The 26,756-nt window shown below is 33.6% G+C and carries 22 protein-coding genes; 9 read left to right on the top strand and 13 right to left on the bottom strand.

The annotated features are described in order from the left end of the window. Positions 1–8: 8 nt before the first annotated feature. From AABL81_RS01635 to AABL81_RS01615, 5 genes are all read right to left on the bottom strand, one after another. Entirely contained in the window at positions 9–602 is a 594-nt protein-coding gene (locus tag AABL81_RS01635; protein WP_090405375.1) for a penicillin-binding protein activator LpoB, read from the bottom strand. 49 nt (positions 603–651) lie between these two features. Beyond that, on the bottom strand, positions 652–1,056 hold the full coding sequence (locus AABL81_RS01630; RefSeq protein WP_090404924.1) for a hypothetical protein: 405 nt from the start codon (positions 1,054–1,056) through the stop codon (positions 652–654). Between the two features lie 61 nt (positions 1,057–1,117). After that, entirely contained in the window at positions 1,118–2,203 is a 1,086-nt protein-coding gene (locus AABL81_RS01625; RefSeq protein WP_158211315.1) for a diphosphomevalonate/mevalonate 3,5-bisphosphate decarboxylase family protein, read from the bottom strand. 131 nt (positions 2,204–2,334) lie between these two features. Next, positions 2,335–2,820, bottom strand: coding sequence for a PH domain-containing protein (locus AABL81_RS01620; protein ID WP_341340218.1), 486 nt, complete (start codon positions 2,818–2,820; stop codon positions 2,335–2,337). 2 nt (positions 2,821–2,822) lie between these two features. Next, positions 2,823–4,046, bottom strand: coding sequence for an NAD(P)/FAD-dependent oxidoreductase (locus AABL81_RS01615; protein ID WP_341340217.1), 1,224 nt, complete (start codon positions 4,044–4,046; stop codon positions 2,823–2,825). Positions 4,047–4,172: 126 nt separating this feature from the next. Between AABL81_RS01615 and AABL81_RS01610 the strand changes: the two genes are divergently transcribed. Together AABL81_RS01610 and AABL81_RS01605 are read left to right on the top strand one after the other, a co-directional pair. Continuing rightward, positions 4,173–4,721 carry a hypothetical protein gene (locus AABL81_RS01610; RefSeq protein WP_158209526.1) on the top strand — a complete coding sequence of 183 codons (549 nt, stop codon included), beginning with the start codon at positions 4,173–4,175 and terminating at the stop codon, positions 4,719–4,721. A gap of 26 nt (positions 4,722–4,747) precedes the next feature. Then, positions 4,748–5,137 (top strand): hypothetical protein, encoded by a 390-nt coding sequence (locus AABL81_RS01605; RefSeq protein WP_341340216.1) that lies wholly within the window; start codon positions 4,748–4,750, stop codon positions 5,135–5,137. A gap of 153 nt (positions 5,138–5,290) precedes the next feature. On the opposite strand, the gene AABL81_RS01600 is transcribed toward AABL81_RS01605, so the two are convergent. The 4 genes from AABL81_RS01600 to AABL81_RS01585 form a co-directional block, all read right to left on the bottom strand. After that, positions 5,291–6,019 (bottom strand): YqjF family protein, encoded by a 729-nt coding sequence (locus tag AABL81_RS01600; protein ID WP_158209528.1) that lies wholly within the window; start codon positions 6,017–6,019, stop codon positions 5,291–5,293. A 126-nt stretch (positions 6,020–6,145) separates the two neighbouring features. Next, positions 6,146–6,277 (bottom strand): hypothetical protein, encoded by a 132-nt coding sequence (locus AABL81_RS01595; protein WP_262885454.1) that lies wholly within the window; start codon positions 6,275–6,277, stop codon positions 6,146–6,148. A gap of 447 nt (positions 6,278–6,724) precedes the next feature. Then, a complete protein-coding gene (locus tag AABL81_RS01590; RefSeq protein WP_341340215.1) occupies positions 6,725–7,642 on the bottom strand; it encodes a GYDIA family GHMP kinase in 918 nt (305 codons plus the stop codon). Continuing rightward, positions 7,642–8,961, bottom strand: a complete 1,320-nt coding sequence (locus AABL81_RS01585) for a hydroxymethylglutaryl-CoA reductase, degradative (RefSeq protein ID WP_158209531.1) — start codon at positions 8,959–8,961, stop codon at positions 7,642–7,644. Before AABL81_RS01585 ends, AABL81_RS01590 begins: the two co-directional genes overlap by 1 nt. 210 nt (positions 8,962–9,171) lie before the next feature. Between AABL81_RS01585 and AABL81_RS01580 the strand changes: the two genes are divergently transcribed. The 6 genes from AABL81_RS01580 to AABL81_RS01555 all read left to right on the top strand — a co-directional run bounded on the left by AABL81_RS01580 (position 9,172) and on the right by AABL81_RS01555 (position 19,424). Continuing rightward, entirely contained in the window at positions 9,172–11,337 is a 2,166-nt protein-coding gene (locus AABL81_RS01580) for a S9 family peptidase (protein WP_341340214.1), read from the top strand. A gap of 62 nt (positions 11,338–11,399) precedes the next feature. Then, a complete protein-coding gene (locus tag AABL81_RS01575; RefSeq protein WP_341340213.1) occupies positions 11,400–13,166 on the top strand; it encodes a peptide MFS transporter in 1,767 nt (588 codons plus the stop codon). A gap of 39 nt (positions 13,167–13,205) precedes the next feature. Continuing rightward, positions 13,206–14,732: a peptide MFS transporter gene (locus AABL81_RS01570; RefSeq protein WP_158209534.1), complete on the top strand. Its 1,527-nt coding sequence runs from the start codon at positions 13,206–13,208 to the stop codon at positions 14,730–14,732. Between the two features lie 196 nt (positions 14,733–14,928). Further along, a complete protein-coding gene (locus tag AABL81_RS01565) occupies positions 14,929–16,566 on the top strand; it encodes an MFS transporter (protein WP_341340212.1) in 1,638 nt (545 codons plus the stop codon). 244 nt (positions 16,567–16,810) lie between these two features. Beyond that, positions 16,811–18,943, top strand: coding sequence for a peptide MFS transporter (locus AABL81_RS01560; protein ID WP_158209536.1), 2,133 nt, complete (start codon positions 16,811–16,813; stop codon positions 18,941–18,943). A 28-nt stretch (positions 18,944–18,971) separates the two neighbouring features. Further along, positions 18,972–19,424, top strand: coding sequence for a thioredoxin family protein (locus AABL81_RS01555; RefSeq protein WP_158209537.1), 453 nt, complete (start codon positions 18,972–18,974; stop codon positions 19,422–19,424). Here AABL81_RS01555 and AABL81_RS01550 read toward each other — a convergent pair. From AABL81_RS01550 to surE, 4 genes are all read right to left on the bottom strand, one after another. Then, positions 19,421–21,448, bottom strand: a complete 2,028-nt coding sequence (locus AABL81_RS01550; protein WP_341340211.1) for a ComEC/Rec2 family competence protein — start codon at positions 21,446–21,448, stop codon at positions 19,421–19,423. The genes AABL81_RS01555 and AABL81_RS01550 overlap by 4 nt on opposite strands. A gap of 71 nt (positions 21,449–21,519) precedes the next feature. Next, positions 21,520–22,152: a C40 family peptidase gene (locus AABL81_RS01545; protein WP_341340210.1), complete on the bottom strand. Its 633-nt coding sequence runs from the start codon at positions 22,150–22,152 to the stop codon at positions 21,520–21,522. A gap of 12 nt (positions 22,153–22,164) precedes the next feature. Continuing rightward, positions 22,165–23,289 carry a lipid-A-disaccharide synthase gene (gene lpxB / locus AABL81_RS01540; protein ID WP_341340209.1) on the bottom strand — a complete coding sequence of 375 codons (1,125 nt, stop codon included), beginning with the start codon at positions 23,287–23,289 and terminating at the stop codon, positions 22,165–22,167. 278 nt (positions 23,290–23,567) lie between these two features. Further along, positions 23,568–24,335 (bottom strand): 5'/3'-nucleotidase SurE, encoded by a 768-nt coding sequence (gene surE / locus AABL81_RS01535; RefSeq protein ID WP_158211317.1) that lies wholly within the window; start codon positions 24,333–24,335, stop codon positions 23,568–23,570. A gap of 185 nt (positions 24,336–24,520) precedes the next feature. Between surE and AABL81_RS01530 the strand changes: the two genes are divergently transcribed. After that, positions 24,521–26,755, top strand: coding sequence for a carboxy terminal-processing peptidase (locus AABL81_RS01530; RefSeq protein ID WP_341340208.1), 2,235 nt, complete (start codon positions 24,521–24,523; stop codon positions 26,753–26,755). Position 26,756: the final 1 nt, after the last annotated feature.

Raw genomic sequence — 26,756 nt, 5'->3', positions numbered from 1 at the left:
ATTTTAAATTAGTTCTTTACGTATTTAGCAATTTTCTTCTCTCCAATCCAAACAACTTCTCCAGATTGAATGTTTGTTAATTCTAAATTCACTTGGTAGTAAACTACTTTTTTCTTTTTGTGAGAGTCAACAATTGAGTTGATAGAACCTTGAAGAATGTAATCTGCTCCGTTCTCTAATCCGAATTTCTTCATCGTAGAAACAGAAGAGTTTGTTTGTTGATCAGCTCTTTCAGCTCTCAATTCTTCTCTTTTTGCACCTCCTTGAACTAAACGTACTCTTTGTGATTGAATAAAAGATCTTTCAACATCTTTTACGAATGTTTCTGCATCAATATGCTCGTGACTTTTATTTTGAACCATACCAACAATTACAACTGGTTTTTTTCCAGCATTGCTTTCTTGGTGATCTCCAATCCAAGATCCGCTTAAGATTTGGCTTGTCATTTGCTCAGCAACTTCTCTTGAGTCTGTATTGTTCCATCTACCGCTAATATCAATAGTTTCTTCAATTCCTACTCTTGTTACTTGACGTCCACATGACGTGATAAATATTCCTGATGCAGCCAATATTGTAGCTAACGCAATACGTTTAATTTGCATAATCTTCCTCTTATTATTTTTACTTTGTTCTATTTTACTTTGCGATCAATTAGATAGAAAACATCCAGTTTCCTGTGCGGTATCCAATTCGCGGTAACCAATTCCAACTGTTGTTGTAATAGCTACTACCATAATACCCATTACCATAGTAACCATTGTTGTAATACCCATTATTATATGAACGGTTTTTAGCACGAGCCATTCGCTCTTCGTGGCGATATTCTCTTTTCTGAGCTTTGCGCTCTTGTTTTGCTTCATACCAATCATATGCTTTGTACGTGTCTTGTACAGTTGTACTAAGTGTTGCAGTCAACGAATCTTTCGCAGCCATATACTTAGACAAACTCGCTTTATAATTAGGGTTTTGATCTTCAACTAATTCTTGAGCATAAGCACTTTGAAATCCAAACAAACTACTTAATACTAATCCCAAAATTGATAATAACTTTTTCATATTTACAAATTTTAAGTGTTTAACATGCAATATGCATACCATACTATAAATTTACAACTTTTTATTTAATTCTCTCAGAACCAAAGCCTATTTGATCTTCTATGAAGTGTTTTCCCTGACAATGCTCTGCTAATTCTTGACGTATAAATGTCATAACAAAGTCTTTATCTTGTTTTGGAAACAATAAGTGGACATTTGCCCCAGCATCTAATGTAAAACACACAGGGATTTTTGTCTGCTCTCTAAAGTTCCAAATCTTCTCGATAATTTTCAAAGTCTTAGGCTTCATTAAAATAAAATAAGGCATTGAAGTCATCATCATTGCGTGCAATGTCAAAGCTTCACTTTCTACTAACGAAATAAATTCTTCTAAATTACCCTCAACTAAAATATTTTTCAACTTAGCTAAGTTTGTATGAGCTTGTGCAAATCTCTCTTTGGCAAAGGGATGATTGTGCATCAAATCGTGTCCTACTGTACTTGATACCTTCTTCTCTCCTTTGTCAACTAATAAAATCACATCACAGTAATCTTTAAATACTTCGTGTACTTCTTCTGGAAAAGCAACCCCGTATAAATCTGAACTATCTGCAATATCCTTGTGTTCTCCCCAAACAACTACACTTCCGACAATACTTCTACAAGCACTTCCCGAACCTAATCTCGCTAAGAAAGATGCCTTCTTATCAAAATATTCGTCTGTCATCTCTGGAAATAATGCTTTCTCTAACGACATTACATTTACTGCCATAGCCGCCATTCCTGATGCTGATGATGCAATTCCTGAACTATGCGGAAAGGTATTTTCTGTATCTATTACAAAGTGATAATCTTCTATATAAGGACAATAAGACAAAATTCGCTCAAAGAACTTTTGCACTTTCGGTTTAAAGTCTTCTTTTGGTTTTCCTTCAAACAACAAATCAAAGCTTATTCCCTTTTTTGTCTTTACTTTATATTCCAAAGAAGTAATTGTTTTACAATTACTCAATGTAAAACTCAACGATGGATTAGCAGGAATCTGATTATCCTTCTTTCCCCAATATTTCACCAAAGCAATATTACTTGGCGAACTCCACGAAAAAGTTCCTTGAACAACACTTGTCAAGTCAACTTCTCTATCAAATATAAAATCTTTTATTGTCATTTTTACTTCTTCTTCTTTAAACAAAAATACTATCTTTTATCTTAAATGTCCTTATCATAGGAATTTTCATCTAAAAGACCTTTTTCTAATTTACAGATAACTCCTAAATTATCAACCTATAAAAACCCACATTATAGCTTCAAATAATTCTTTCTAATGGCCTGCTCTACTCCTTTTCTAAACTGTACACTTATATACTCTCTTCCAACTGGCGCACTAAACATAAACATTGGGTTTTCAGGAAAACCTTCTGTTGTTCTAAATAGAATAAAATAACTTTTACCTAACTTACCTGCTTCCAACCACTCGTCTAACTTATAGTAATCAGGAATAGAACGTCGCTCTCGTACAACGATTAATACATCTTTTATTTCTTCCCATTGCAGTGCTTTTTCTTGAAATAAGCTTTTATATAAGACTCCTTTTTCATCAATAGTCACATTCATAAAGCTACTTTTGTATAAAAACACGACAAATAAGAATAGCATTACCACACTCAAAATAATCGTCAACACATTTCCTACACTCAAAAAGAAAAGGGCAGAACCTAAAAAGGGTCCTATACAAATTAGAAATAGCAATATTCTACTGGATACGTTGTAGTAGTTAAACTTCATACTTATTGGTTTTCTATTTTATCACAAATAGCATTTGCAGCTATGAATCCTGTTGTCCACGCATTCTGAAAGTTGAACCCTCCTGTAATAGCGTCTATGTTTACAACTTCTCCTGCAAAATACAAATCTGTATTGATTTTACTCTCCATTGTTTTAAAATTAATTTCCTTTAAATCAATTCCTCCAGCGGTTACAAATTCGTCTTTAAATGTACTCTTTCCATTAACTTGCATTTCTGCCTTAGTTAGTTCAGCAGCTAATACTTCTAATTGCTTATTAGTAACATCAGCCCACTTTACGTCGTTTGCAAATCCAGATACCTCAACAATTCTTTCCCATAAACGATTAGGCAAATCAATTTCTACCCTTTTGATTACAGTTTTCTTAGCGTGTTCTTTGCGTATTGTTTGCAATAATTCCATCACAGACTCAAAATCGTGATTTGGCAACCAATTCACATTAATCTGAAACTGATAATTTTTATCTGCTAAAATACGAGCTCCCCAAGCTGACAAACGCAAAATACCAGGACCACTCATTCCCCAATGTGTAATCAATAACGGACCACTTGCTTCTAACTTTGTTCCTTTTACTTTTACCTCAGCAGGAGTTGCTACTCCCATTAAATCTTTAATGCGTTTATCTTTGATATTAAATGTAAACAATGACGGCACAGGCTCTACAATTTTATGTCCAAGCTCATTGATTAATCCCCATATTTTTGGATTACTTCCTGTTGTCATCACTAAATGAGAGCACTCATATCCTCCATTTGTCGTATCTAACTTCCAAGAATTCTCTTTTTTAAACACACTTTGCACACTTGTTCCTGTTAAAACATCAATTTTCAATTGTTTTGCTGCCTTTAAAAAACAGTCAATAATAGTCTGTGATGAATCTGTATCAGGAAACATTCTACCGTCTTCTTCAATCTTTAAAGTTACACCATGATCTTCAAACCAAGCTATTGTATCTCCTGCACAAAACTGGTGAAATGGTCCTAATAACTCTTTTGCTCCTCTCGGATAAAACTGTGTAAGCTCTTTAGGATCAAAGCATGCGTGAGTTACATTACAACGTCCTCCACCTGAAATTCTAACTTTTGAAAGAACCTCTTTCCCTCTTTCTAATATTGCTATTTTAAGCCCTTTTTTTCTCTCTGCAAGATTGATTGCTGTAAAAAATCCAGCGGCTCCTCCTCCTACTAATATGACGTCGTAATTCATTTAAAAATACAGTTTTAACATTATTCGCAACTTTTACAATTTTTTTATTCTATTGTAAAAAATTATCTTTACCGCCACAAAGATACTTACTTACGATCGCATACTTATCATCGTTAAATTAAGAATATGAAAAAATTACCCTTCTTAGCATTAATCGTTTTGTTCTCAATGTGTAAATCAGGTTCGTCTGTTTTTACACCTAAAAAGGAACTTACTATTGAAGAAAAGATAGAAAAAATCAAAGAGGAAGAAAGGCTTCCTATCGAAAAAGATGTTGTTGACTTACCAGAATACGCACAAGTGAGAGATGATTTCCGCTCTGTATCTGACCAAACAAGAGACAACTATCTAAAAGGAATGAGAGCTTCTGAAGATAAATATTCTGTTATTATCCTAACAAAAGGATTCAAAGGAGAGAATATCACAGTCAAGAATGACAGCAAATCATTTTTTAGAGGAATGACAATGAGTGACCTGAAATCTGGAATCGCTAAATCTATTCGTATTGAAAACGAACAAGATGTTATTATAGCAGATAGCTTTACAGGAGGTGAGTTAACAATTGAGGCTGATCACGCAAAAATGTTTAAATTCATTTATGTAATGAAAAACAATGCGAATAAAGAAATTCCTTTTAAAGTTACTTTCAGCAACACATTAAGACCTGTTAAATAGTGGAAAAAAGGGATATGGTCCTTCGAATGATACAACAAGCGGCTCTGTTACTAAGAGCCGTTTTTAATTCACTCCCTCTTGAAGAGTTTGAATCAGAAGATGAGCTCCAAGCAATGAGCAAAAAACTTTCTGAAGAAAACCTTCTCCAATTGGATGATTTTATTGCTATGACAGATGACAAAGCTGCCATTGAGTATCTCAAAGAAACCAAAAACTTTGACTTGGATAACTTGGAATTATTAGCTGATATTCTTACTACAACAAGCAATAAAATCGTTAAGATAAATCCAGAAAAACACTTAGCCTACAAACAAAAAGCTTTTCTCTTGCTTAGCTACGTATCGGAAGAATCAAAAACCTTTGACTGGAATAGAATCCAAAAGATACATCAACTAAAAGAAGAATTGATCAAATAAATAAAAGCCTTTATATCAAATATAAAGGCTTTTTATTTTAACTATATTCTCTTTTGATAAACTATTTGTCCCCTTTTCACTTCTTCACTTTAGTACATTAATCTTACTATGATAAGTATCTATTTCCTACTAAAATGATACAACTCGTACTAACTACCTATTTACTATTTCCCTTCCCCAAGAAACTACTTCTATTCCTATCGAGTAATTCGGGCATATTACCTTATCCTCTGTCAAATGAATATTTCCAAAGCGATAATCCAATTCTAACACGTCAAATGAAATCTCTCTAACCTCCCATTCTTTGTGGTGAATTTCATAGCGATATAAATCTTCGTCTAAGTCAACATACAAGCAGTAGCGCTCAGTCAACCATTTTTGTAATTCCGTTTTCTCCTGAACTATCGCTCCAACTTGAAACTCCGCTTTTAAGAAAAACTTTTTCTTCTTATTCAATGAATAGTACAATCCCTGCTCTCTCTTCATTCTTGCTTTTTCATAAGGCAATCCTGATAAAGTACGCGATACAAAAGCTGACAAGCTATTTCCTGCTTCTATATTTAAAAAATAAACACCTGGTTTTCCATCTACTTTTACATACGTTCGTACATTTAATTCTTCAAAATTAGAAACAAAACCAACTGCTGGTAAAATCCTTGGTCGAATCTTCTCCATCGTGAAAGGCACAACAGAAATATAACACTTCCCTTCAAAAGTATCAAGCTCCATAGAACTGGGTACAAGGACACGTAACTCTTCAAAAGAAACTTCAAAATGTAAAAATATTAACCTATTCCACTCTTGATAATAAACCCAATCACCTTCTGGCATATCCCAAGGGCGATGCGATTGATGAGCTATTATCTCTTCTGTCTTACTCATAAAACTAACTTTTTACTTTAAAGATACACAAACATTAATAGCCACTTTACTTAATTATCTTCAAAACGAAATAATTCGTAACAGCAAACACGTCTATTACTATTAAAATCTTTTTGCATTGGTCTTCTAAACCTCTTCTGCTGCTTTTACGAAAACACGTTTAGTATCTTCATCTTGCTTTATAATAGGCTTACTCAAAGTTCCTTTATCAAGTTTCCCTTCCCTTTTGACAACGACAACTTCATCTCCTCTATACAAAAGAGGATTATCAACTATAACTGTACAGCTATAGAAGAAATAGACAAGTTTTATGCTGTCTGTCTGTATATTTTATGTGTAATGTATGTAGGATGCTTGTATATTTTTACATAAAAAGTATACAACGGGTATACATACACTATACATACAGTATACAAGCACCCTTTAAATGAATTGTAAAAAATAGTGTAATGACCTTGTTTTAACATCCCTATCCCAACGCTTAACTCAATTGAAAAGAAACTACTATTAGTTCTCAATTTGTAAAAAAACAGTACGTGTCATCAAACAAAAAAGGGTGTCCTTTACGGACACCCTTTTACAATAGTTTAATCTCCCAATTTGCTCATAAAAAACTAAACTATCAAAACTTTGATAACATAGCACTATGTTATTCTTAATCGGAAGCAATATACTCTATTATGATTACAAATAGAATTTTATCTACTAAAAAGCAATCATTTTTTTATATGGTACGATAGTCGTATACCCTTTTGTTTCAAAATAGGTAGATGGGTTTTCTTTTGATGCTACTAAGACAAAATCTCCTCCCCAAGCACCAAGACTTTTAACTTCTCCATTAAAATCAGCAAACAAGCGCTGTTTCACGGTTTCTTGTTCAAGTACAGCACTCATCAATGACTCGTGTTCTTTGATCAAATCGCAAAAAGATTCAAAACTTACACACGCTTGCATTTCTTTTCCTAATTCTTCAATGCGATTTCCAATATCTCCTAAAGCGTTTTTCTTCTTGCGGTAATTGGCAATTGCTTCTTTACTACTCTTCTTTTGATTTAAGTAAACAAAATACAAGTGTTCTGTAAAGTTTGGCGAAAAAGTAACCGCTGTAATTTCTGGCGAGTTGCCTTGTCTTCTATAAAAAATTGGTTTGTCATATTGTGCACACGCTATGTCATAACCACTACCTCCAAATGATTCTTCTAACAATTGAAAACCGTTAATTCCAAACCATTGAGCAACATTGTTAATCCACGTTGATGATGTTCCCAATCCCCAAATACGAGGAAAAGTTAATTCACAAGTAACATCAAAGCCTTGTGCCTTATTTAACAACACCTCATTTTGTTTATGTGCTGCGCTTAAAACATCTATCAATACGCCGCGAAATGTGGAAGTATCCTGTTTATTAGCATTAATTATTTCGTCAATAGTAACTTCCTCTTGCATCCACATCGATCCATCTGCATCAAAATTAGTCCAACGAATTAGTCCTGTTGATGTTTCTGTTACTTCCATAGATTGTCCAAAACGAGTAGGCACAGCGAATGCACGTACACCATCTAAAACCAAGTACTCTCCTGTTAGAAGTAATTTTCCGTTACTATAAAACTTTTGTGTCTGCATTATTTTCTAAGGCTTTCTAATAATTCAACTACTGCGCTATGTGAAACAACATTCTTTTCAAAATGTGCTACTACTTTTACACGCTCAGCATCTGTTGCTTTAAATTGATTTAAGATATTCATCAAGTGCATTTTCATATGTCCTTGTTGAATTCCCGTAGTTGTAAGCGATTTAACAGCTGCAAAGTTCTGTGCTATTCCGGCAACTGCAATTACTTGCATTAACTCAGTAGCTGAAGGTTTTTGCAACATTTGTAAAGCAACTTTCACCATTGGGTGTAATGAAGTCAATCCTCCTACTGTTCCCAAAGCTAATGGTAAATCAATCCAAAATTTAAAAATACCATTCTCTAAGGAAGCGTGTGATAAACTACTATATTGTCCGCTGCGAGCTGCATAGGCGTGAACTCCTGCTTCAATAGCGCGGAAATCATTACCCGTAGCAACAACAACTGCATCTACACCATTCATCACTCCTTTATTATGCGTTACTGCTCTAAAAGGCTCTACTTCTGCAATGCGAACAGCTTGTACAAACTTCTCTGCAAATAAAATAGGGTCTTTAATATCCGCTGATTTCAAATCTTCAACCGGACAACTAACCTCAGCGCGAACAACACAATTAGGAACGTAGTTAGATAAAATACTCATCACTACATCTATTTGCTTTTCCTCTTCTGTAAAAGTTGTATTAGCAATTGCTTTTGCTTTTAAAGTAGAAGCTATTTGCTCTAAACACGAGTTGATAAAATTAGCTCCCATACTATCTTTCGTTTCAAAAGTAACGTGTAGTTGATAGTAATTCGGAATATCAGAAGTCTTATCTCTTAATTCGATTTTTTGAATTCCTCCTCCACGCTTTTGCATATTCTGAGTAATTGAAAAAGTATCGTCTAAAAATGCTTGTTGTGTATTTGCAATAAATGCTTCCAGTTTTTGTTTATCTCCTTTGTAGATAAAGTGTACTTGACCTATTTTTTCTGTACCTAAAATAGTCGTTTTAAACCCACCTCTTTCAGACCAAAACTTTGCAGCTTTAGATGCAGCGGCTACAACTGAGCTCTCCTCAATTACCATAGGAATTGTGTACCACTTGTCATTGATAAGAAAGTTAGGAGCTACACCAAATGGTAAATAAAAATTCGTAATTGTATTCTCGATAAACTCATCGTGAAGTTTTTGTAACTCCTCGTCTGAATTCCAATATTGCTCGATTAATTCAACTACATCTTCAGGGTTTGAAAAATACGTCTGAGCTATCCAATTGATTTTGTCACGTTTACTTAACTTAGAAAAACCATTAATATTACCTGCCTTCATAATTTTTATTTAAGCGACAAAGATAACTCATTCTTACAAGGTTAAAAAAACTAAAAAATCAACAAACACTCATTTTTGTTTAATTTATTATGACTTTCTTTGGCAAAATTGCGTCAATAGATTTAAGCTTTTATTGCCTATTCCGAAAAATAAATTGGTGTAAATCATATTTTTTCATTAAAATTGGAAGTTTTTTCGATTAAATATATAATGAAACACCTTAAGATTACCCTACTATTTTGCATTATTGCATCACAATTTGGGTTTGCTCAAAAACAAATTGAACAGGAAGAAATTTGGAACGGTTCTTTCAAAACAAAAGTAATGCAATCCGTCAACGCCATGGAAAACTCCAACCAATACTCACGTATTGAGCGCGTTAATAAAGATATGCAAGAAATTAACCTATACAGTTTCCAAACACTACAAAAGGTTAAGACAATCTTCTCTACAAGTGATTTTAAAGACATAACTTCTATTGATACTTATGTGTTTGACCATAAAGAGGAACAATTGTTAATCGGAACGAATTCTACGCCAATCTATCGCCGTTCGGCTTTGGCTGATTATTATTTGTTTAATCCTACAAAAAATACACTTGTCAAAATTGCAGACCACAAAATCTTAGAACCTACTTTTTCTAACGATGGGTCTAAAATTGCTTATGCATACAAAAACAACTTGTTTATTTACGACATAACTTCTCAAAAAACACAGCAAATAACAAATGACGGAGAAAAAAATCACGTTATTAATGGTATTTCTGATTGGGTTTATGAAGAAGAGTTCAGCATTGTTCGTATGTTCGACTGGAATAAAGATGGTGATAAATTAGCTTATGTTAAGTTTGACGAAACTGACGTTCCTGAATATTCAATGGATGTTTACGGAACAGGTTTATACCCTACGCAAGATAAATTCAAATATCCTAAGGCAGGTGAAAACAACTCTTTGGTTTCTATTCACATCTACGATTTAAAACAAAATTCTACAGCACAAGTTGATTTGTCTGAATTCAACGATTTCTATATTCCGAGAATTAAGTGGACAAATGACAACAATCTTTTAAGTGCTCAGGTTATCAACAGACACCAAAATGATTTAAAATTATTCTTTATCGATGGTAAAACATTGACTAAAAAACTAATCTTAAACGAAACGGATAAAGCTTATGTTGATGTAGCTACGGTTAACTTTTTACAAGACAATAGTTTTGTTTGGTTAAGCGAACGCGATGGTTTCAACCATTTATACTACTATAACAAAGACGGGAAGTTAATTAACCAAATAACTAAAGGTAACTGGGAAGTAACGGATTATTACGGAATTGATACAAAAGCGAAAAAGCTATTTTATCAGTCTGTAGAACGAGGATCTATCTACCGCGATATATACGCAATTGATTTAAACGGAAAAAACAAAACGAGATTAACTGACAATTTAGGAACTAATACAGCTGTGTTTAGTCCTCAATTTGACTTGTTTATCAATATCTACTCTTCAAGTAAAAATGCTCCTACATACACTTTAAATAATTCTAAGAATGGTAAAGTGGTAAAAGAGATTTTAAACAATAAAGAGTTAGAACAAAAACTAACAGCTTACCAACTACCGACAAAAGAGTTTATTCAAATTCCTACAGTAAACGGTTTACAACTAAACGCTTGGATGATGAAACCAGCTGATTTTGATGCTAATAAACAATACCCTGTTTTTATGTATCAATACAGCGGACCAGGTTCACAACAAGTAGCTGACAAATGGTTTGACTCTAATGATTACTGGCACGCAATGCTTACTCAAAAAGGATACATTGTAGTAACAGTTGACGGTAGAGGAACTGGATTTAGAGGAGCGGAGTTTAAGAAAACAACCCAACTTCAATTAGGTAAATACGAGGTAGAAGACCAAATTATTGCTGCTAAATACTTAGGCGCACAAAGTTATGTTGATGCAAGTAGAATTGGTATTTGGGGATGGAGTTATGGAGGCTTTATGTCGTCTAATTCATTGCTTAAAGGAAATGACGTTTTCAAAATGGCTATTGCTGTTGCCCCAGTTATCAACTGGAGATATTACGATAGTATCTACACAGAAAGATATATGACAACACCGCAAGAAAACCCTACAGGGTACGATGATAACTCTCCTTTTACTCACGCTGACAAGCTTAAAGGGCGTTACTTATTAATCCACGGTACGGCAGATGACAACGTTCACGTACAAAATGCTATGGCAATGATTGAAACTTTAGTTCAAAAGAACAAAGATTTTGATTGGCTGATCTATCCAGATAGAAACCACGGTATTTACGGCGGAAACACAAGATTACAATTGTACACTAAAATGACAAACTTCATTTTAAACAATTTATAATACCTACACCAAACAACAGTATACAATCACGTACTAACTTAAAACAAACTAATAAAATTACAATGGCAGCAGAAACAGCTACTAATTCAGACCTCTTTAAATCAAAGGTGCTCGGACACCCTGCAGGTCTTTTCGTTCTATTCTTTACTGAAATGTGGGAACGATTCTCTTTCTACGGAATGAGAGTATTGTTAATTCAATTCTTGACTGCAAAAGTCTTATTTGATGATCCTTTCTCAGGCTGGGGATGGTCCGCAGAACAAGCTGGTGCTTTATATGGTACTTACGCAATGTTGCTTTATTTAACTCCTATTCTTGGTGGAGTTATCGCTGATAAATATATCGGATCGCGTTGGGCGGTTATTGTTGGTGCTATTATCATGACAATAGGACACGCTGCAATGGGATTTGACTCTAAAGCGATGTTCTTTATGGGACTTGCTTGTTTAGTTATTGGTACTGGTTTCTTTAAACCTAATATGCCTTCTATGCTTGGTGAGATGTACAAATATCTTCCAGAGAAAAAAGATGCTGCATATACAATCTTCTATATGGGAGTAAACTCAGGAGCTTTCTTTGGTATGATGCTTTGTGGATATATTGCTGAAACACAAGGATGGCATTTTGGATTTACTTTAGCTGGAATCTTTATGTTCTTAGGAACTGTACAATTCTGGTTAGCGAAACCTTTATTTGGTAATGTAGGAGAACTTAAAAAAGTTGATACAGCAGTACAAAAAACACAAGAAGAGGTTAAAGAAGAAGAGGAAACAAGAAATCCTTATACTTCTATCGACTATGTGTTAATTGCATTTGTTTCTATCATCGGTTTATTGTACGCATTCAATGACCCTTTATCTAAAAATGGGGTTTATGATATGTTCAAATTCTTAGATACTGACGCATTAAGAGGTCAAAACATTATGGCAATTGTTGCTTTAATCGGTTTCTTATACTTAGTAATCTCAAGAATTTTACGTTATGGAAAGATTATTAGAGACAGAATGTTTGCTGTAATTCTATTAGCTTTCTTCTTAATGTTCTTCTTTATGAGTTTTGAACAAGGAGCTACTTCACTTGTATTGGTAGCGAGAGACTACGTAGATAGATCTTTAGAGGGAACATCATTATTGATTTTTAATATCGTAAATACTTGTTTGACAATTATTCCTTTAATCATTATTACTGGAGTATTAATTATGTTAGCTAAAGCTACTTGGAAAAAAATTGCTTTATCTAACTTAATGTTATTCATCTGTTTTGCGGCAATTTGGGCAGCAGCTATCTGGATGTTATCAAATGAATTTTCAAAAGAATCATCAGAAATTACAGTTTCTTGGTTCTCAATCTTAAATTCTTTCTTTATCATTTCTTTTGCTTCATCTGTGTCAAAATTATGGGATTCTAAATACAACCCACCTGCTGCATTTAAGTACGGAATTGGGCTTATTTTAGTAGCTATCGGTTTCTTAATTCTTGGTCTTGGATCAATGGGAAGTTCTGAAGGCGTAAAAATGTCGATGATATTCCTAATATTAACATACTTATTCCATACCTTAGGTGAATTATTTATTTCGCCAGTAGGTCTGTCTTATGTATCTAAACTTGTACCAGGAAAAATGCTTGCATTTATGTTTGGTATGTGGTACTTGGCACTTGCAATTGCACAGAAATTCGCTGCTATTTTAGGAGGTCAAATTGAAGTTATCAAAAATGACTACTCATTAAGTCACTTCTTCTTCCTATTCACATTAATTCCTGCAGCAGCCGGAATACTGGTAATGTTAATAAACCCAATATTGAAAAAATTCATGCACGGTATCCGTTAGGTATCGTGTATTATACGATAATAAAAATTATTAATTAAAATGAGTCAGACACAGACATTAGAAGAGATTCAGAGTTTTTCGGGTAAATACCCGAAACAAATCTGGAGTTTATTCTTCTCAGAAATGTGGGAACGTTTCAGTTTCTACGGAATGAGAGGGATGTTGGTATTCTTTATGATTGACCAACTTAACTTTGCGGAAGCACAAGCTAACTTACAATACGGAGCTACTCAAGCTTTCGTTTATGCATTCACTTTCTTAGGAGGTATTTTTGCAGATAAAATTTTAGGTTTCCGAAAATCTCTATTCTGGGGTGGCTCCATGATGATCGTGGGAAGTTTAATCTTAGCATACGAACCTCATACTTACTTTTTTGAAGGGATTGCTTTTACAGTAATTGGTACTGGTTTCTTTAAACCAAATATCTCTACTATGGTAGGATACTTATACAAAAAAGGAGATAGTCGTACGGATGCTGGTTTCTCTTTATTCTATGCTGGTATTAACTTAGGTGCCTTAATTGGAGGTTACTTATGTATTGCTATTGGTAAAGGACACATCTTCGCTGAAACGATTGATCAAGCACACCGTTGGAATGTTGCTTTTGGTCTTGCTGCTTTTGTAATGCTTGTGAGTTTAATCAACTTTACATTTACAAAAAGACACTTAGGTCCAATTGGTATTCAACCAACTGAAGTTGCTGCTGATGGTACTGAAAAAAGAATGGCTCTTTGGAAAGAGATCCTTACGTATGTAGGTACTTTTGCAATGATTCCTTTGATCGTATTAATGATTGACAATACAGCTTATACTGATTATTTCATGATGACTGTTGGTCCGTTAGCTTTAATTTACTTGTTCTACGAAATGTCTAAATTGAACTCGTCTGAACGTAAGAAAATTATTGCTGCATTAATCTTTATCTTGTTCTCTATTCTATTCTTTGGTATCTACGAACAAGCTGGAGGATCATTGAGTATTTTCGCTGCGAAAAACTTGAACTCAGACCTTTTAGGTATGCACTTAGATCCTAATGGAGTGAACAACTCTGGAGGGGCTTTCTTTATCATCTTCATTGCTCCTGTATTAGGGTTGCTTTGGATTTGGTTAGCTAAAAAAGGGATTGAGCCAAACACAATTATTAAATTTGGTTTAGGGTTTGTACTTTTAGGTGCTGGATATTACGCATTATTTGCTACAAGATTATTCGCTGACTTACAAGGGATGACTTCGTTAGACTTCTTCACATTTGCCCTATTAATAATCACATTAGGAGAGTTGTGTTTATCACCTATTGGTCTTTCAATTATGACAAAATTAGCAACGCCTAATTTACAAGGAATGATGATGGGACTTTGGTTCTTAGCAAGTGCGTACGGACAGTATGTTGCTGGTATTATCGGTGCTGGTATGTCAACTACTGATACAGCAAATGCAACAAACTACGACGCCTTGATTTCTTATACTGATGGGTACAAAGATTTAGGTCTTTATGCTGTAGTAGCTGGTATTGTGTTAATGGCACTTTCTCCAGTAATTAAAAAGTTAATGCAAGATGTAAGATAATTTCATCTTCTTATTATAATATAAAGCGCCTTAGGATTCTAAGGCGCTTTTTTTTGCTTTAAACTTAAACAAGGGATTCTTGCAGTTAAACAACAGTATATTTACACTGTTTCTGCAAATATTTTTCTGTTATTCATTGCTAAATAAAATTTACAGCTTAACTTAACCTCCTTAAATATATAAATAACCAATTACCATGTCGCAGAACAATAAAACTTTTGGACAAACGATAAAATCGTTCAATAAAAACTTTTGGATAGCCAGTTTTATGGAGCTTATGGAACGGTGGGCGTGGTATGGTATCTACACGCTGTTAGGACTATACTTAGTAGGCTCAACGGACACTGGAGGTCTGGGCTTTGATCACATACAGAAAGGGAGTATCATGGGAGGTATTGTAGGAATTTTATACTTCTTACCGCTTTTCTTTGGTGTTATTGCTGACCGAATTGGTTATAAACTATCCTTGATTATCGCGTTTATCATAATGATTACCGGATATTATTTGTTGGGAGAAGTAACTGCTTACAACAATGTATACGCGGTATTCTTGTTAGTAGCTATTGGAGCTGCTTTCTTTAAACCTGTTGCTTCTGCTATAATCGCACGTAATACAGATGAATCGACAGGAACTCTTGGTTTCGGTATTTTCTATATGATGGTGAATATTGGTGGGTTTATCGGACCTGCTATGTCGTCAGGATTACGTACAACTTATGGATGGAAAATCATTTTCATACAAGCAGCAATTGTTATTGGTATCAACCTGTTAATCTTATTGTTGTTTTACAAAGAACCAAAAGTAGAAAAGCCAAAAGACTCGATTGGAAAAGCAATCAAAGATTCTATATTAGGAATTTTTGAAGCCTTGAAAGATGTTCGTTTAGGAATTTTATTGTTATTAATGATCGGATTCTGGACAATGTTTAATCAGCTGTTCAATACCTTGCCAAACTTTATTGAAGATTGGGTAAACTCTTCTGTCTTGAGTAATTGGATTAATGAAAATGTATCGTTTTTAGGTCCGTTACTAACACAAGATGGACAAGTAAAACCAGAGTGGTTTACCAATATTGACTCATTGATGATTATCTTATGTCAAGTATCAATCTCGTACTTCGTAACCAAAATGCGTCATATCAATGCTGTAATTAGAGGTGCTGTAATTGCAAGTATTGGGGTTGGATTAACTTTCTATACACATAACCCAATATTTACTATTATTGGAACAATGATTTTCTCTATTGGAGAAATGATGTCAAGTCCAACAGTTTCATCTTTTATCGCATTAATTACTCCTAAAGGAAAAGAAGGGCTTTATCAAGGTACATACTTCTTACCAGTAGCAGCGAGTTACTTTGTTACGAAATACATCTCTGGAGACTTATACCAAGCGTGGTCAGACAAATTATCATTGTTAAAAACAGAAATGTCTACACGAGATATAGCGATGCCTGAAGTAGTAAGTCACGAACAGTTCATTGAACAAGGTTCTAAGACCTTAAATATGTCTTTGTCTGCTTTTGAGAAACAATTTAATCTAAAAGCAGATTCTGTTGACTGGGCAGTTGTTAAGCAATCATTTGTTGACTTCGCTACATCAAAAAATATAGATATTAGCCAAGTTCACTTCCCTTTCTCTAAGAATGAGTATTTTACTTTAGCAGAACAAAAGTTAGGAATGTCTCATTGGGAAATGGTAGATATGCTTTGGAGCACATATAATCCTAATAAGATATGGTACGTAGTATGTGGTATCGGAATCTTTTCTGTTATTACTTTAGTGATTTATGACCGTTTAGTTATTCGTCCTTTAGAAAATAAAAAAGCATAATTGATATTAAATTATAAATTACAAAAAAGCACTATGGAGAAAACCATAGTGCTTTTTTTATCGTGTATTCTAAAGTTAATTCACGGTTTAGATTATTACTAATAATCAACCAAAGAGATAAAACATTCTACAGATATATAGTATTTTTTTTCAAAGGGAATTATTTATGACTTTATTTTATTACTTTTAACGCTTATGTAAACACAACATTAATAAACTGACAACACCAAACTTTATAAATATAATGAAAACTGACACTACGGCGCAGCCGAATTTCTTTGACACAAAGGTCCTGGGACACCCGGCGGGGTTATTTGTTCTGTTCTTTACTGAAATGTGGGAACGCTTCTCTTTTTACGGAATGCGTGTTCTTTTAATTCAGTTCTTAACAATGTCTGTAATTGGACTAAACCCAGGCTGGGAGATGACTACTGCTAACGCAGGGGCAATTTTTGCAACTTATGCTATGCTACTTTACATTACACCAATCTTCGGTGGTATCATAGCTGATAAATATATCGGTTACCGATGGGCTGTTGTAGTAGGTTCCTTAATTATGACGTTGGGACACGCTGCGATGACTTTTGAAACCGAATTCTTTATGTACTTAGGACTTGTTTGTCTTGTTGTAGGTACTGGTTTCTTTAAACCTAATATGACTTCTATCTTATCTGAAATGTACAAGGCTTTCCCTGAAAAGAAAGATGGTGCTTATACTATTTTCTATATGGGTGTAAACACTGGTGCTTTCTTCGGAATGATGCTTTGTGGTTACATTGGTGAGCGTATTGGATGGCACTATGGTTTTGGTTTAGCTGGTATTTTTATGCTTTTAGGTACGTTACAATTCTGGTTAGCAAAGCCAATCTTTGGAAATATTGGTGACGTTCCTAACAAGAGTATTGAGATTAAACCTGAGGATATTGTAAATGCTCAAACATTAACTCAAGAAGAAAAAGATTCTTTAAAACCTAATCCTTTTACGAAAGTTGACTATATCTTAATCGTTATTTCTACTATCGTTGGATTCTTATATGCTTTTGATGATCCGTTTAGAATCATCGGAAATATGCAGTTATTCCCAACTACTCTTTTTGGAATGGATGGTAAAACTGTTGTTATTGTAGGTGGTCTTCTTATTTTCTTATACTTAGTTATTTCTCGTATTATGAGATATACGAAGATTGTAAGAGATAGAATGATTGCGGTAATCATTTTTGCTTTCTTCACTATTTTCTTCTGGATGTCTTTTGAACAAGGAGCTACTTCTTTAGTGATTTTTGCAAGAGATAATACGCAAAGAATTTTGTCTGGAAACAAGGCTTTATTGTTTAATATATTCAACTTATTGTTGACTGTTATTCCTTTACTTATTGTTTCTTGGGTACTTATTTTATTGGCAAAAAGAACATATAAAAAGGCATTGGTTTCTAATATCGTTTTAGCTATTACGTTTATTGGAGTTTGGGGAGCTGCTATCTGGATGTTAAACAGAGACTGGTCTTCTCACGCGTATGAGGTTCGTTATAGTGCTATTGAAAAACCAGTATTAGATGAAACTGGCGCTCAAAAGAAAGACAACAACAATAATTTAATGTTTACTTACGTTCCTGTATCAGAATCAGCTCCTGCTAAAGATGGAGATGTAGTGGTGGAACAAACAACTATTATTTCTGAATTGGTTAGTTTAGAAAAAGGTTCTAAACTAAAAATATACGAAGAACTTGGTAAATACAATATCCTTGATGCTAAAGCTGAAGAAAAGTTAAAAGGAGAATTACAAGCATACAATCAAATTACAGACATTGAAAGTCAAAAAGAAATTCACGTTGTACACGCTGAAGTAAAAGAAATTAAAGATAATCAAGTGGAGATTACTGCTTCTTGGTTCTCAATCTTAAACTCTTTCTTCATCATTGCTTTTGCTTCTGTTGTTTCTAAACTATGGGATTCTAAATACAATCCTCCTGCTGCTATTAAATACGGTTTAGGTCTTATTATTATGGCTATCGGATTTGGAGTATTAGCTTATGGAGCACACGGTATCACAGAAGGAACAAGAGTTTCTATGATGTGGTTAGTATTTGGTTACTTATTCCATACACTCGGAGAGTTGTTCTCTTCTCCAGTGGGACTTTCTTATGTTTCTAAATTAGTGCCTGCAAGAATGATTGCACTTATGTTTGGAATGTGGTATCTTGCAATCGCTATTGGTAACAACTTAGCTGCAAAACTTGGAGGACAAATTGAAGTAATTACAGAGAAGTATTCATTGTCTACTTTCTTCTTAATCTTCACTATTGTACCAATTATTGCAGGTATTTTAGTTATTGCGCTTAATCCGCTGATGAAGAAATTAATGCACGGAGTAAAATAATTTATAAAATCTAATTACAACTTTATACATGAAAAAACTGTTTTTCTTATTCACTATCGCTTTATTGAGCTTTTCTATGAATGCTCAAGAAATTAAATGGATGACTTTTAATGAAGCAGTAGCTGCGCAAAAAAAAGAGGCTAAACCTATCTTTATGGACGCATTCACTGATTGGTGTGGTCCTTGTAAAATGTTAGATAAAAACACTTTTACAGATAGTAAGGTGATTGAACATATCAACAAGAATTATTATGCTGTTAAGTTTGATTCTGAAGGTAATGAAGAAATCAGCTATAAAGGGAAAAAATATACTAACCCTGGATACAATAGCAATAGAAAAGGTAGAAATGCTACACACGACTTTACTATGTTTTTGAGAATCCCAGGATATCCTTCTATGGTAATCTTCGATGCTAAAGGTGAAGTTTCTAATGTAATCGTTGGATATAAAACTCCTCAACAATTGTTAGAACAGCTTTAATCGCTTTTAAATAATTTAGACCAATATCCCTTTTCTGATATATCGTGAAAAGGGATATTGTTTTTTATACAAGTTTCAATGCACTTCTCTTTAAACCACAATGGCATTGAATTATGTAACACTACTTCTTTAGGTTGATGATAACTCAATACACGTGCTATATTAACTTTAGGATGCTTTGTAAGCAATATAACGTCCACTTGAAACCCAATGTCGTAAATCGTAAGTGAGTCGCTTAAAACTAATAAAAACTGCTCCCCTATAGGCATAAGCGGTTTTAATTCTATACTCTGCATAGTCATATTACTTATTGTACTATTCAGAGCAGTCAATTCTGTTGAGTAACTACCATCTCCTTGAGGCTCTCTTGCACCATTCAACAAGTGACTCCCCTTTTTATACCACAAACTAATTTGTTCTCTATTTTGTGAATATGGAATAATAAGTTCACTTCTTTTATCTTCTGAATACCTTCTTAGATATGGCACAACTTGTAACGTAAAAAACAATACAAAGCTACTCAAGACCCATACACGCGATTTTCGATAATAAAATAATAACAAGCAGGTAAGCAAGGTTAAAAAAACAAATACTTGTGTTTTACTAAACTGTACATTCTTAATAACCATTTCATCAAACTGAGCTAAAAGGGAAACACTTTTGTACATCATATCTGTCAATAGATTAAATACAATCCCTATCAACTGATTTAAAAACGGTATAAAAAGCGTCATAAAATAAAGAACGCCTAAAACAATCAAAACCGTTACAAAAGGAATCACGATTAGGTTTCCTATTAAAAACAGTAAAGAAAACTGCTTAAAATAATAGAGTTGTATTGCCATTAAACCTACTTGAACACTTAATGACACATATACAATGCCTTGTATGTATTTTACTATGCGATTAGTACTATACCAATTTGCAAACAAAGGCAAGATATAAACGATGCTTACTACAGCTAAATAACTCAATTGAAAACCAATATCAGTAACCCAATTAGGATAAAAGAACAAACTAAAAAACAACGCAAGACCTACGTTGTGCTCTAACGATTGTTCTCTGCGAATTATACGAGCCACTGAAAAAATAGTAAACATAAACACCGCTCTAAATACAGAAGGAGAAAAACCGGATAAAAAGACGAAAAGCCATAATAACAAAACTACGACCACTTGTTTACTAATAGGTTTAAGAAAACCGAAAGCAGTTAATAACATCAGATAGATTAGACCAACGTGTAATCCGGAAATAGCCAAGATATGCATTACACCAAGTTCTTTAAACTGGGCTAAAACAACTTTATCAATATCACTCCGCTTTCCTAATATTAAGGCGTTCAACAAACCTTTAGCATTGTCACTTAAAACATCACTATTCTTTATTTGTTCTGTTAAATAAAACCTCCAGCGCAATATCTCATACTTCAAACCATTCGCTCGGCCAACACGTACAAACTCACTCCCATATAGTTGAAAGTATATACCTTGCTGTTTAGAATAGCTTTGATAATCAAATTGACCAATATTTCTTGGAGCTTCAATAGTCCGAATAAAAGTATAGGTTGAAATAATATCTCCTGGAATAAAAGAAGTCTCCTGTTCTTTTAAAGTCAAATAAGCTTTTGTATGAACAACAGAATCGTTTATTCGCAGTAATTGGACAATATAACGCTTTCCTGAACTTGAAGACACTTCCTCTTCTATTCTCACATCCGCTTTTACAGATTGTTTTACAAAACCAGCTACAAATTCATTCGTATTTACTTTGTTAAAAACAAACTCTTGTCCTTTCTTAATACTTACTCCTAACGAAATAAAAAGCAGTCCAATTGCAATAACATCACTTATAAAAGAAAATTTAGTAGGATAAAACGTAAACTTATTCTTGTAGCTTAACGCTATAAAAAAAATAGCACCTCCCATACACAGGAGTGCTATTACAAATGGTATATAGTCATAAAGGAATATTCCGATAATTAGGAATAAGGTATAAAACAAAAAAGAGAATTTTAATGTCTTCATTTATAAATGAATGCATCAAAATTCTCTCCAAAGAATAAAATTCTTTACTATATTTTTGAAAAAGTTTCTTTTTATTGTACTACTCTATTGATTTGAGCAAAAGTTCTTTGGTAATAATTCTCTTTCGTTGAAGATACAATTACACCTCTACTTGTTGAAGAATGAATAAATTTGATTTCATCATCAAATACTTCAGTTACTATTCCAACATGACTAATTCTGTTTCCTCGTGTTTTGAAGAATATTAAATCTCCTTTCTGAGCATCTCTCTGTTTCACACGTTCACCAACTTGAGCCATTTCACTTGAACTACGAGGTAAGCTAATTTCAGTATCTCCAAAAGCAGTTTGAACTAAACCTGAACAATCCATCCCTTTACGAGACATCCCTCCAAATCTATATCTAACACCTTCATAATCAAAAGCAGTATTGATTACTTGACTTGTCAAATTATCGAATTCCAATTTGTTGTTATCCATTTCTTTCATGAAATCGTCTAACAAGGCATCTAATTCATTTTGAACTTGATCGTCTACTTTTTTACTTTCGTTTATAACTGCTGTTTTTTTCTTTTTAATAGGTGAAGTTTCATCCACCTTAAAATTAAGTACACTATTGTTCTTTACATTAGTGTTCTTTCCTTCTACTTTATTAAAACTAATAAACGTTACAAAACTGAATAGTATAACCGTAAACTTTCTCATACTCAAAATATTTTAGCTGCTTTTTCTCATAAAATTCTTAATCATTTCTTCTGCTGCAGAATCACTCGCTCCTCCGCCCCCTAAAGTACAAATTAATTTGTCATATTTCAATAAAATTTCTTCGCGTTTTTTACCATTTATTATTTTACTGAATTCTGACTCGATTCTTTTTGCATTACAATCGCTCTGAATTAGCTCTACAACTACATCATCATCCATAATTAAATTAACTAATGAAATGTATTTTAACTTGATAATTCGCTTCGCAATTTCATAAGAAATCTGGTTCCCTTTGTACAATACAACTTGAGGAACTCTAAACAAGGCTGTTTCCAACGTTGCTGTACCTGACGTAACTAATGCTGCGTGTGCTATATTCAACAATGCATAGGTTTCATTGAATACAAACGATATATTTTTATCTTGTATAAACTGCTCATAAAAAGACGCTTCTTGTCCTGGTGCACCAGCTATCACAAATTGATATTGTGGATAGTGATGTATTACAGACAACATCTCATTTAGCAATCTACTAATCTCTTGTTTTCTACTTCCTGGCAATAGTGCTATAACAGGTCGGTCATCTAAATTGTGCTTAGCGCGAAAGTCAACGTGCTCTTCTGCTCTATATGCTTCAATTGCATCAATTAAAGGATGGCCAACAAACGTTACAGGAAACTGATGTTTCTTCTCATAAAAATCCTTCTCAAATGGAAGAATTACATACATAAAATCAACATCGCGTTTAATCGCTTTAATACGATTCTCTTTCCATGCCCAAATCTGTGGAGAAATATAATAGTGTGTTGATATACCTTTTTTCTTTGCCCATTCAGCTATACGCATATTAAATCCAGGGTAGTCAATAAAAATCAACATATCTGGATTAAAGGCTTCAATGTCATTTTTACAAAAAGATATATTTCGAAGAATTGTACGAAGGTTTTGTAAAACCTCAACAAAGCCCATAAAAGCTAAGTCTTTATAATGTTTCACCAACTTCCCTCCTACGTTTTGCATCAATTCACCTCCCCAAAAACGTATATCTGCCTCTGGATCTTTTTTATAAATCGACTTCATTAAATTAGATCCGTGCAAATCTCCTGATGCTTCTCCTGCTATGATATAATACTTCATCTACAACAAATATGTTACCACTGTTAAAATAATAACGGCTAAAATACAACCTCTCGCTAAAAAATCTAACTTGCGATTAATAAAAAATGTGAACAATAACAGATTTAGTAAACTACCTATAGCAGTAACCCTGCCAAACATTCCCGCTCGTCGAATAAAGTCAAAGTCTACAAATAAATCATAATTTGTAAACAGCCTTAAATAAAGCTCTGTACCTATTACAGTAACAATAGCCCCACATAAGAAACCGAGTAATATATGTTTTAACCTCTCACCCATTACAGATCCCAACTATTAATTCTTTTTATAACTTGATGTGCTGTCATATCAAAGTGAACTGGTACTAATGACACATATCCATTGTGTAACGCCCACTCATCTGTATCTTCTCCTTTATCTTGATTAACAAACTCTCCTTTTAACCAATAGTACTCTTTACCGTGTGGACTTACTCGTTTATCAAAATTCTCAATCCAAGTAGCTTTTGCCTGTCTACACACTCTAATTCCCTTGATGTCTTTTGTCGCCAATTTTGGGAAGTTAACATTCAACACCACGTCAGTAGGAATACCATTCTTTAATGCTTCTAAAGTAATTTTCTTTATAAACGGTTTTATTTGTTCAAAATCTGCATTCCAACTAAAGTCTAATAATGAAAAACCAATTGATGGAATTCCACTCATCCCTGCTTCTAATGCAGCACTCATCGTACCTGAATAAATAACATTAATAGATGAATTAGATCCGTGATTTACACCAGAAACACATAAGTCTGGTTTGCGGTCTAAGATTTGGCCTAACGCTATTTTTACACAATCAACCGGTGTTCCTGAACAAGCATATTCCATTTCAATTTCGCTATCTATTGTAACCTTTTCTAAAGTCAATGTATTATTAATTGTTACAGCGTGTCCCATTCCTGATTGTGCACTGTCTGGTGCTACTACAACAACATCTCCAATTTCTTTCATTACAGCGATTAAAGCTCTCATACCTGGAGCAGTTATTCCATCATCGTTTGTAACTAATATTAAGGGTTTTTGCATCATTTCGTTTTTTTATTTACATTCGCTAAAGTAACAAATATTCGGGGAACTCTATTAATACTCGAATATCAATTTCACCCTAAAAAAGACACATTACCCCCTATATAAAAGGGTTTTAACAAATTATTATCGAAGGCACCATCTAAATCTTCACTTTTTTAACTACTTTAGATGAAAACTAATTAATGAATACTTTTAAGTTATTTATGAAAAGAAATTATAAGGTTATACTTCTTCTAATCGGAGTATCTGCTCTGCTATGGAGCTTTATCCCTAAGAAGGAAAAAGAGACTCCTGAAAAAGACCAATTACTTCTTGAGTTGGTTACTTATTTGTTGGAACGTACTCACTATGACCCAGCTAAAATTGATGATAAATTCTCAGCTACAGTTTATAAAGAATATCTAAAGGCATTAGACCCGATGAAAAGATACTTCTTACAATCTGATATTGATGAGTTTTCTAAATACGAGTACTTAATCGACGATATGATCGAGTTAAAGGAATTATCTTTCTTTGATTTGACTTATGAGCGTATTACTAAACGTATGGAAGAAGCTAAAGGAATCTATACAGATGTACTTAGCACTCCTTTTGAGTTTAATTCAGACGAAATTTTCGATGCTGATTATGACAAATTAGGATATGCTAAAGATGAGGACGAATTGAGAGACCGTTGGAGAAAACAATTAAAACTTAATGTACTTTCAACAATTACAGATAACCAAAAAATCCAAGAGGGAAAAGAAGTTACTGAAGATGAGGGAGAGTTAGACGAGTTTGGTGATCCAATTGAAAATTCGACTAAAAAGAAAAAAGCTGACGACAAAAAACCTGTTGAAAAGAAAACTTTTGAACAATTAGAGAAAGAAGCTCGTGAAAGTGCGGGTAAATCTTTAGATGAATATTTCGAATTATTAACGGATTTAGAACGTAAAGATTGGTTCTCTATTTACATCAACTCTATTGTTGAACGCTTTGACCCACATACATTCTACTTTGCACCAGAAGACAAAGAGAAGTTTGACGCAAGTATGAGTGGTAGTTTTGAAGGAATCGGTGCTGTTTTAAGAAAAAAATCTGAAGGGGTTGAAATCAATGAATTAGTACCTGGTGGTCCTGCTTGGAGAGGTAAAGAAATCGAAGTTGGAGATATCATTCTTAAAGTTGGACAAACAAAAGATGAAGATCCGGTTGATATCGTTGGAATGCGTTTAGATAACGTAGTTAAACTTATCAAAGGTAAAAAAGGAACTACTGTTTACTTAACACTTAAAAAGATTGATGGTACGATAAAAGTTACTCCTCTTACACGTGAAGTGATTGAAATGGAAGAAACGTATGCTAAATCAAGTGTTATCCAAAACGGAGATAAAAAATACGGATTAATTCATTTACCTAAGTTCTACATTGACTTTGAAAATAAAGACAAGAGAAATGCTTTTACAGATGTTGAAAAAGAAATTATAGAACTTAAAAAACAAAATATTGACGGTATTATAATGGACTTGCGTAACAACGGTGGTGGTTCATTGCAAACTGTTGTTGAAATGGTTGGTCTATTCTCTAAAGAAGGACCTGTTGTTCAAGTAAAATCGTCAAGAGGAAAACAACAAGTATTAGATGACAAAGGTACTCCTATCGTTTGGGAAGGTCCACTTGTTGTACTTGTTAATAACTTCTCTGCTTCTGCTTCTGAAATCTTTGCTGCGGCAATTCAAGATTACAAAAGAGGGGTAATTATTGGTAGTAAACATACGTATGGTAAAGGTACTGTTCAAAACCTTGTTGACTTAAACGAGTTATTGAGAAAACAGCCTTTTGGAGATTTAGGTGCGCTTAAAATTACACTTCAAAAGTTCTATCGTATCAATGGTGGATCTACACAAAGAGAAGGTGTTTTAAGTGATATCGTTTTACCAGATCGCTATTCTTATATTGATATGGGAGAAAGAGATATGGACAATGCAATGCCTTGGGACAAAATTGACAGAGCTTCTTATGTTGCTTATCCTTACGATTTCTCTAACGTAATTGAATTGAGTAAAAAGCGTATTGTAAACAATGAGCAATTCAATTTGATTGATGAAAACGCGAAGTGGATTAACGAAAGAAAAGATGAAAAGACGTTCTCTCTAAATATTGATAAATACAAAGTCAAACAAAAAGAAACGGAGGAAAAGGCTAAGAAATTTAAAGCAATTTCTAAATATAAAAACACTTTAAAATTCAGCTCTCTTCCAAGTGAATTAGAAAGAATTAAGAAAGATACTATCTTAGAAAACAAACGTGAAAGATGGCACGAAATGCTTAACTCTGATGTGTATATCGAAGAAGGTGTAAACATCCTTAAAGATTTAGGCAACAAGTCGGCAAATAAACAAATTGACAGTAAAAACAGAATATCATCTAAACACTAAG

This window comes from Myroides sp. C1519 (assembly GCF_038039755.1).
In the GTDB taxonomy this organism is placed as follows: Bacteria; Bacteroidota; Bacteroidia; order Flavobacteriales; family Flavobacteriaceae; genus Flavobacterium; species Flavobacterium phaeum_A.
This window is presented reverse-complemented; position numbering and strand designations above follow the sequence as displayed.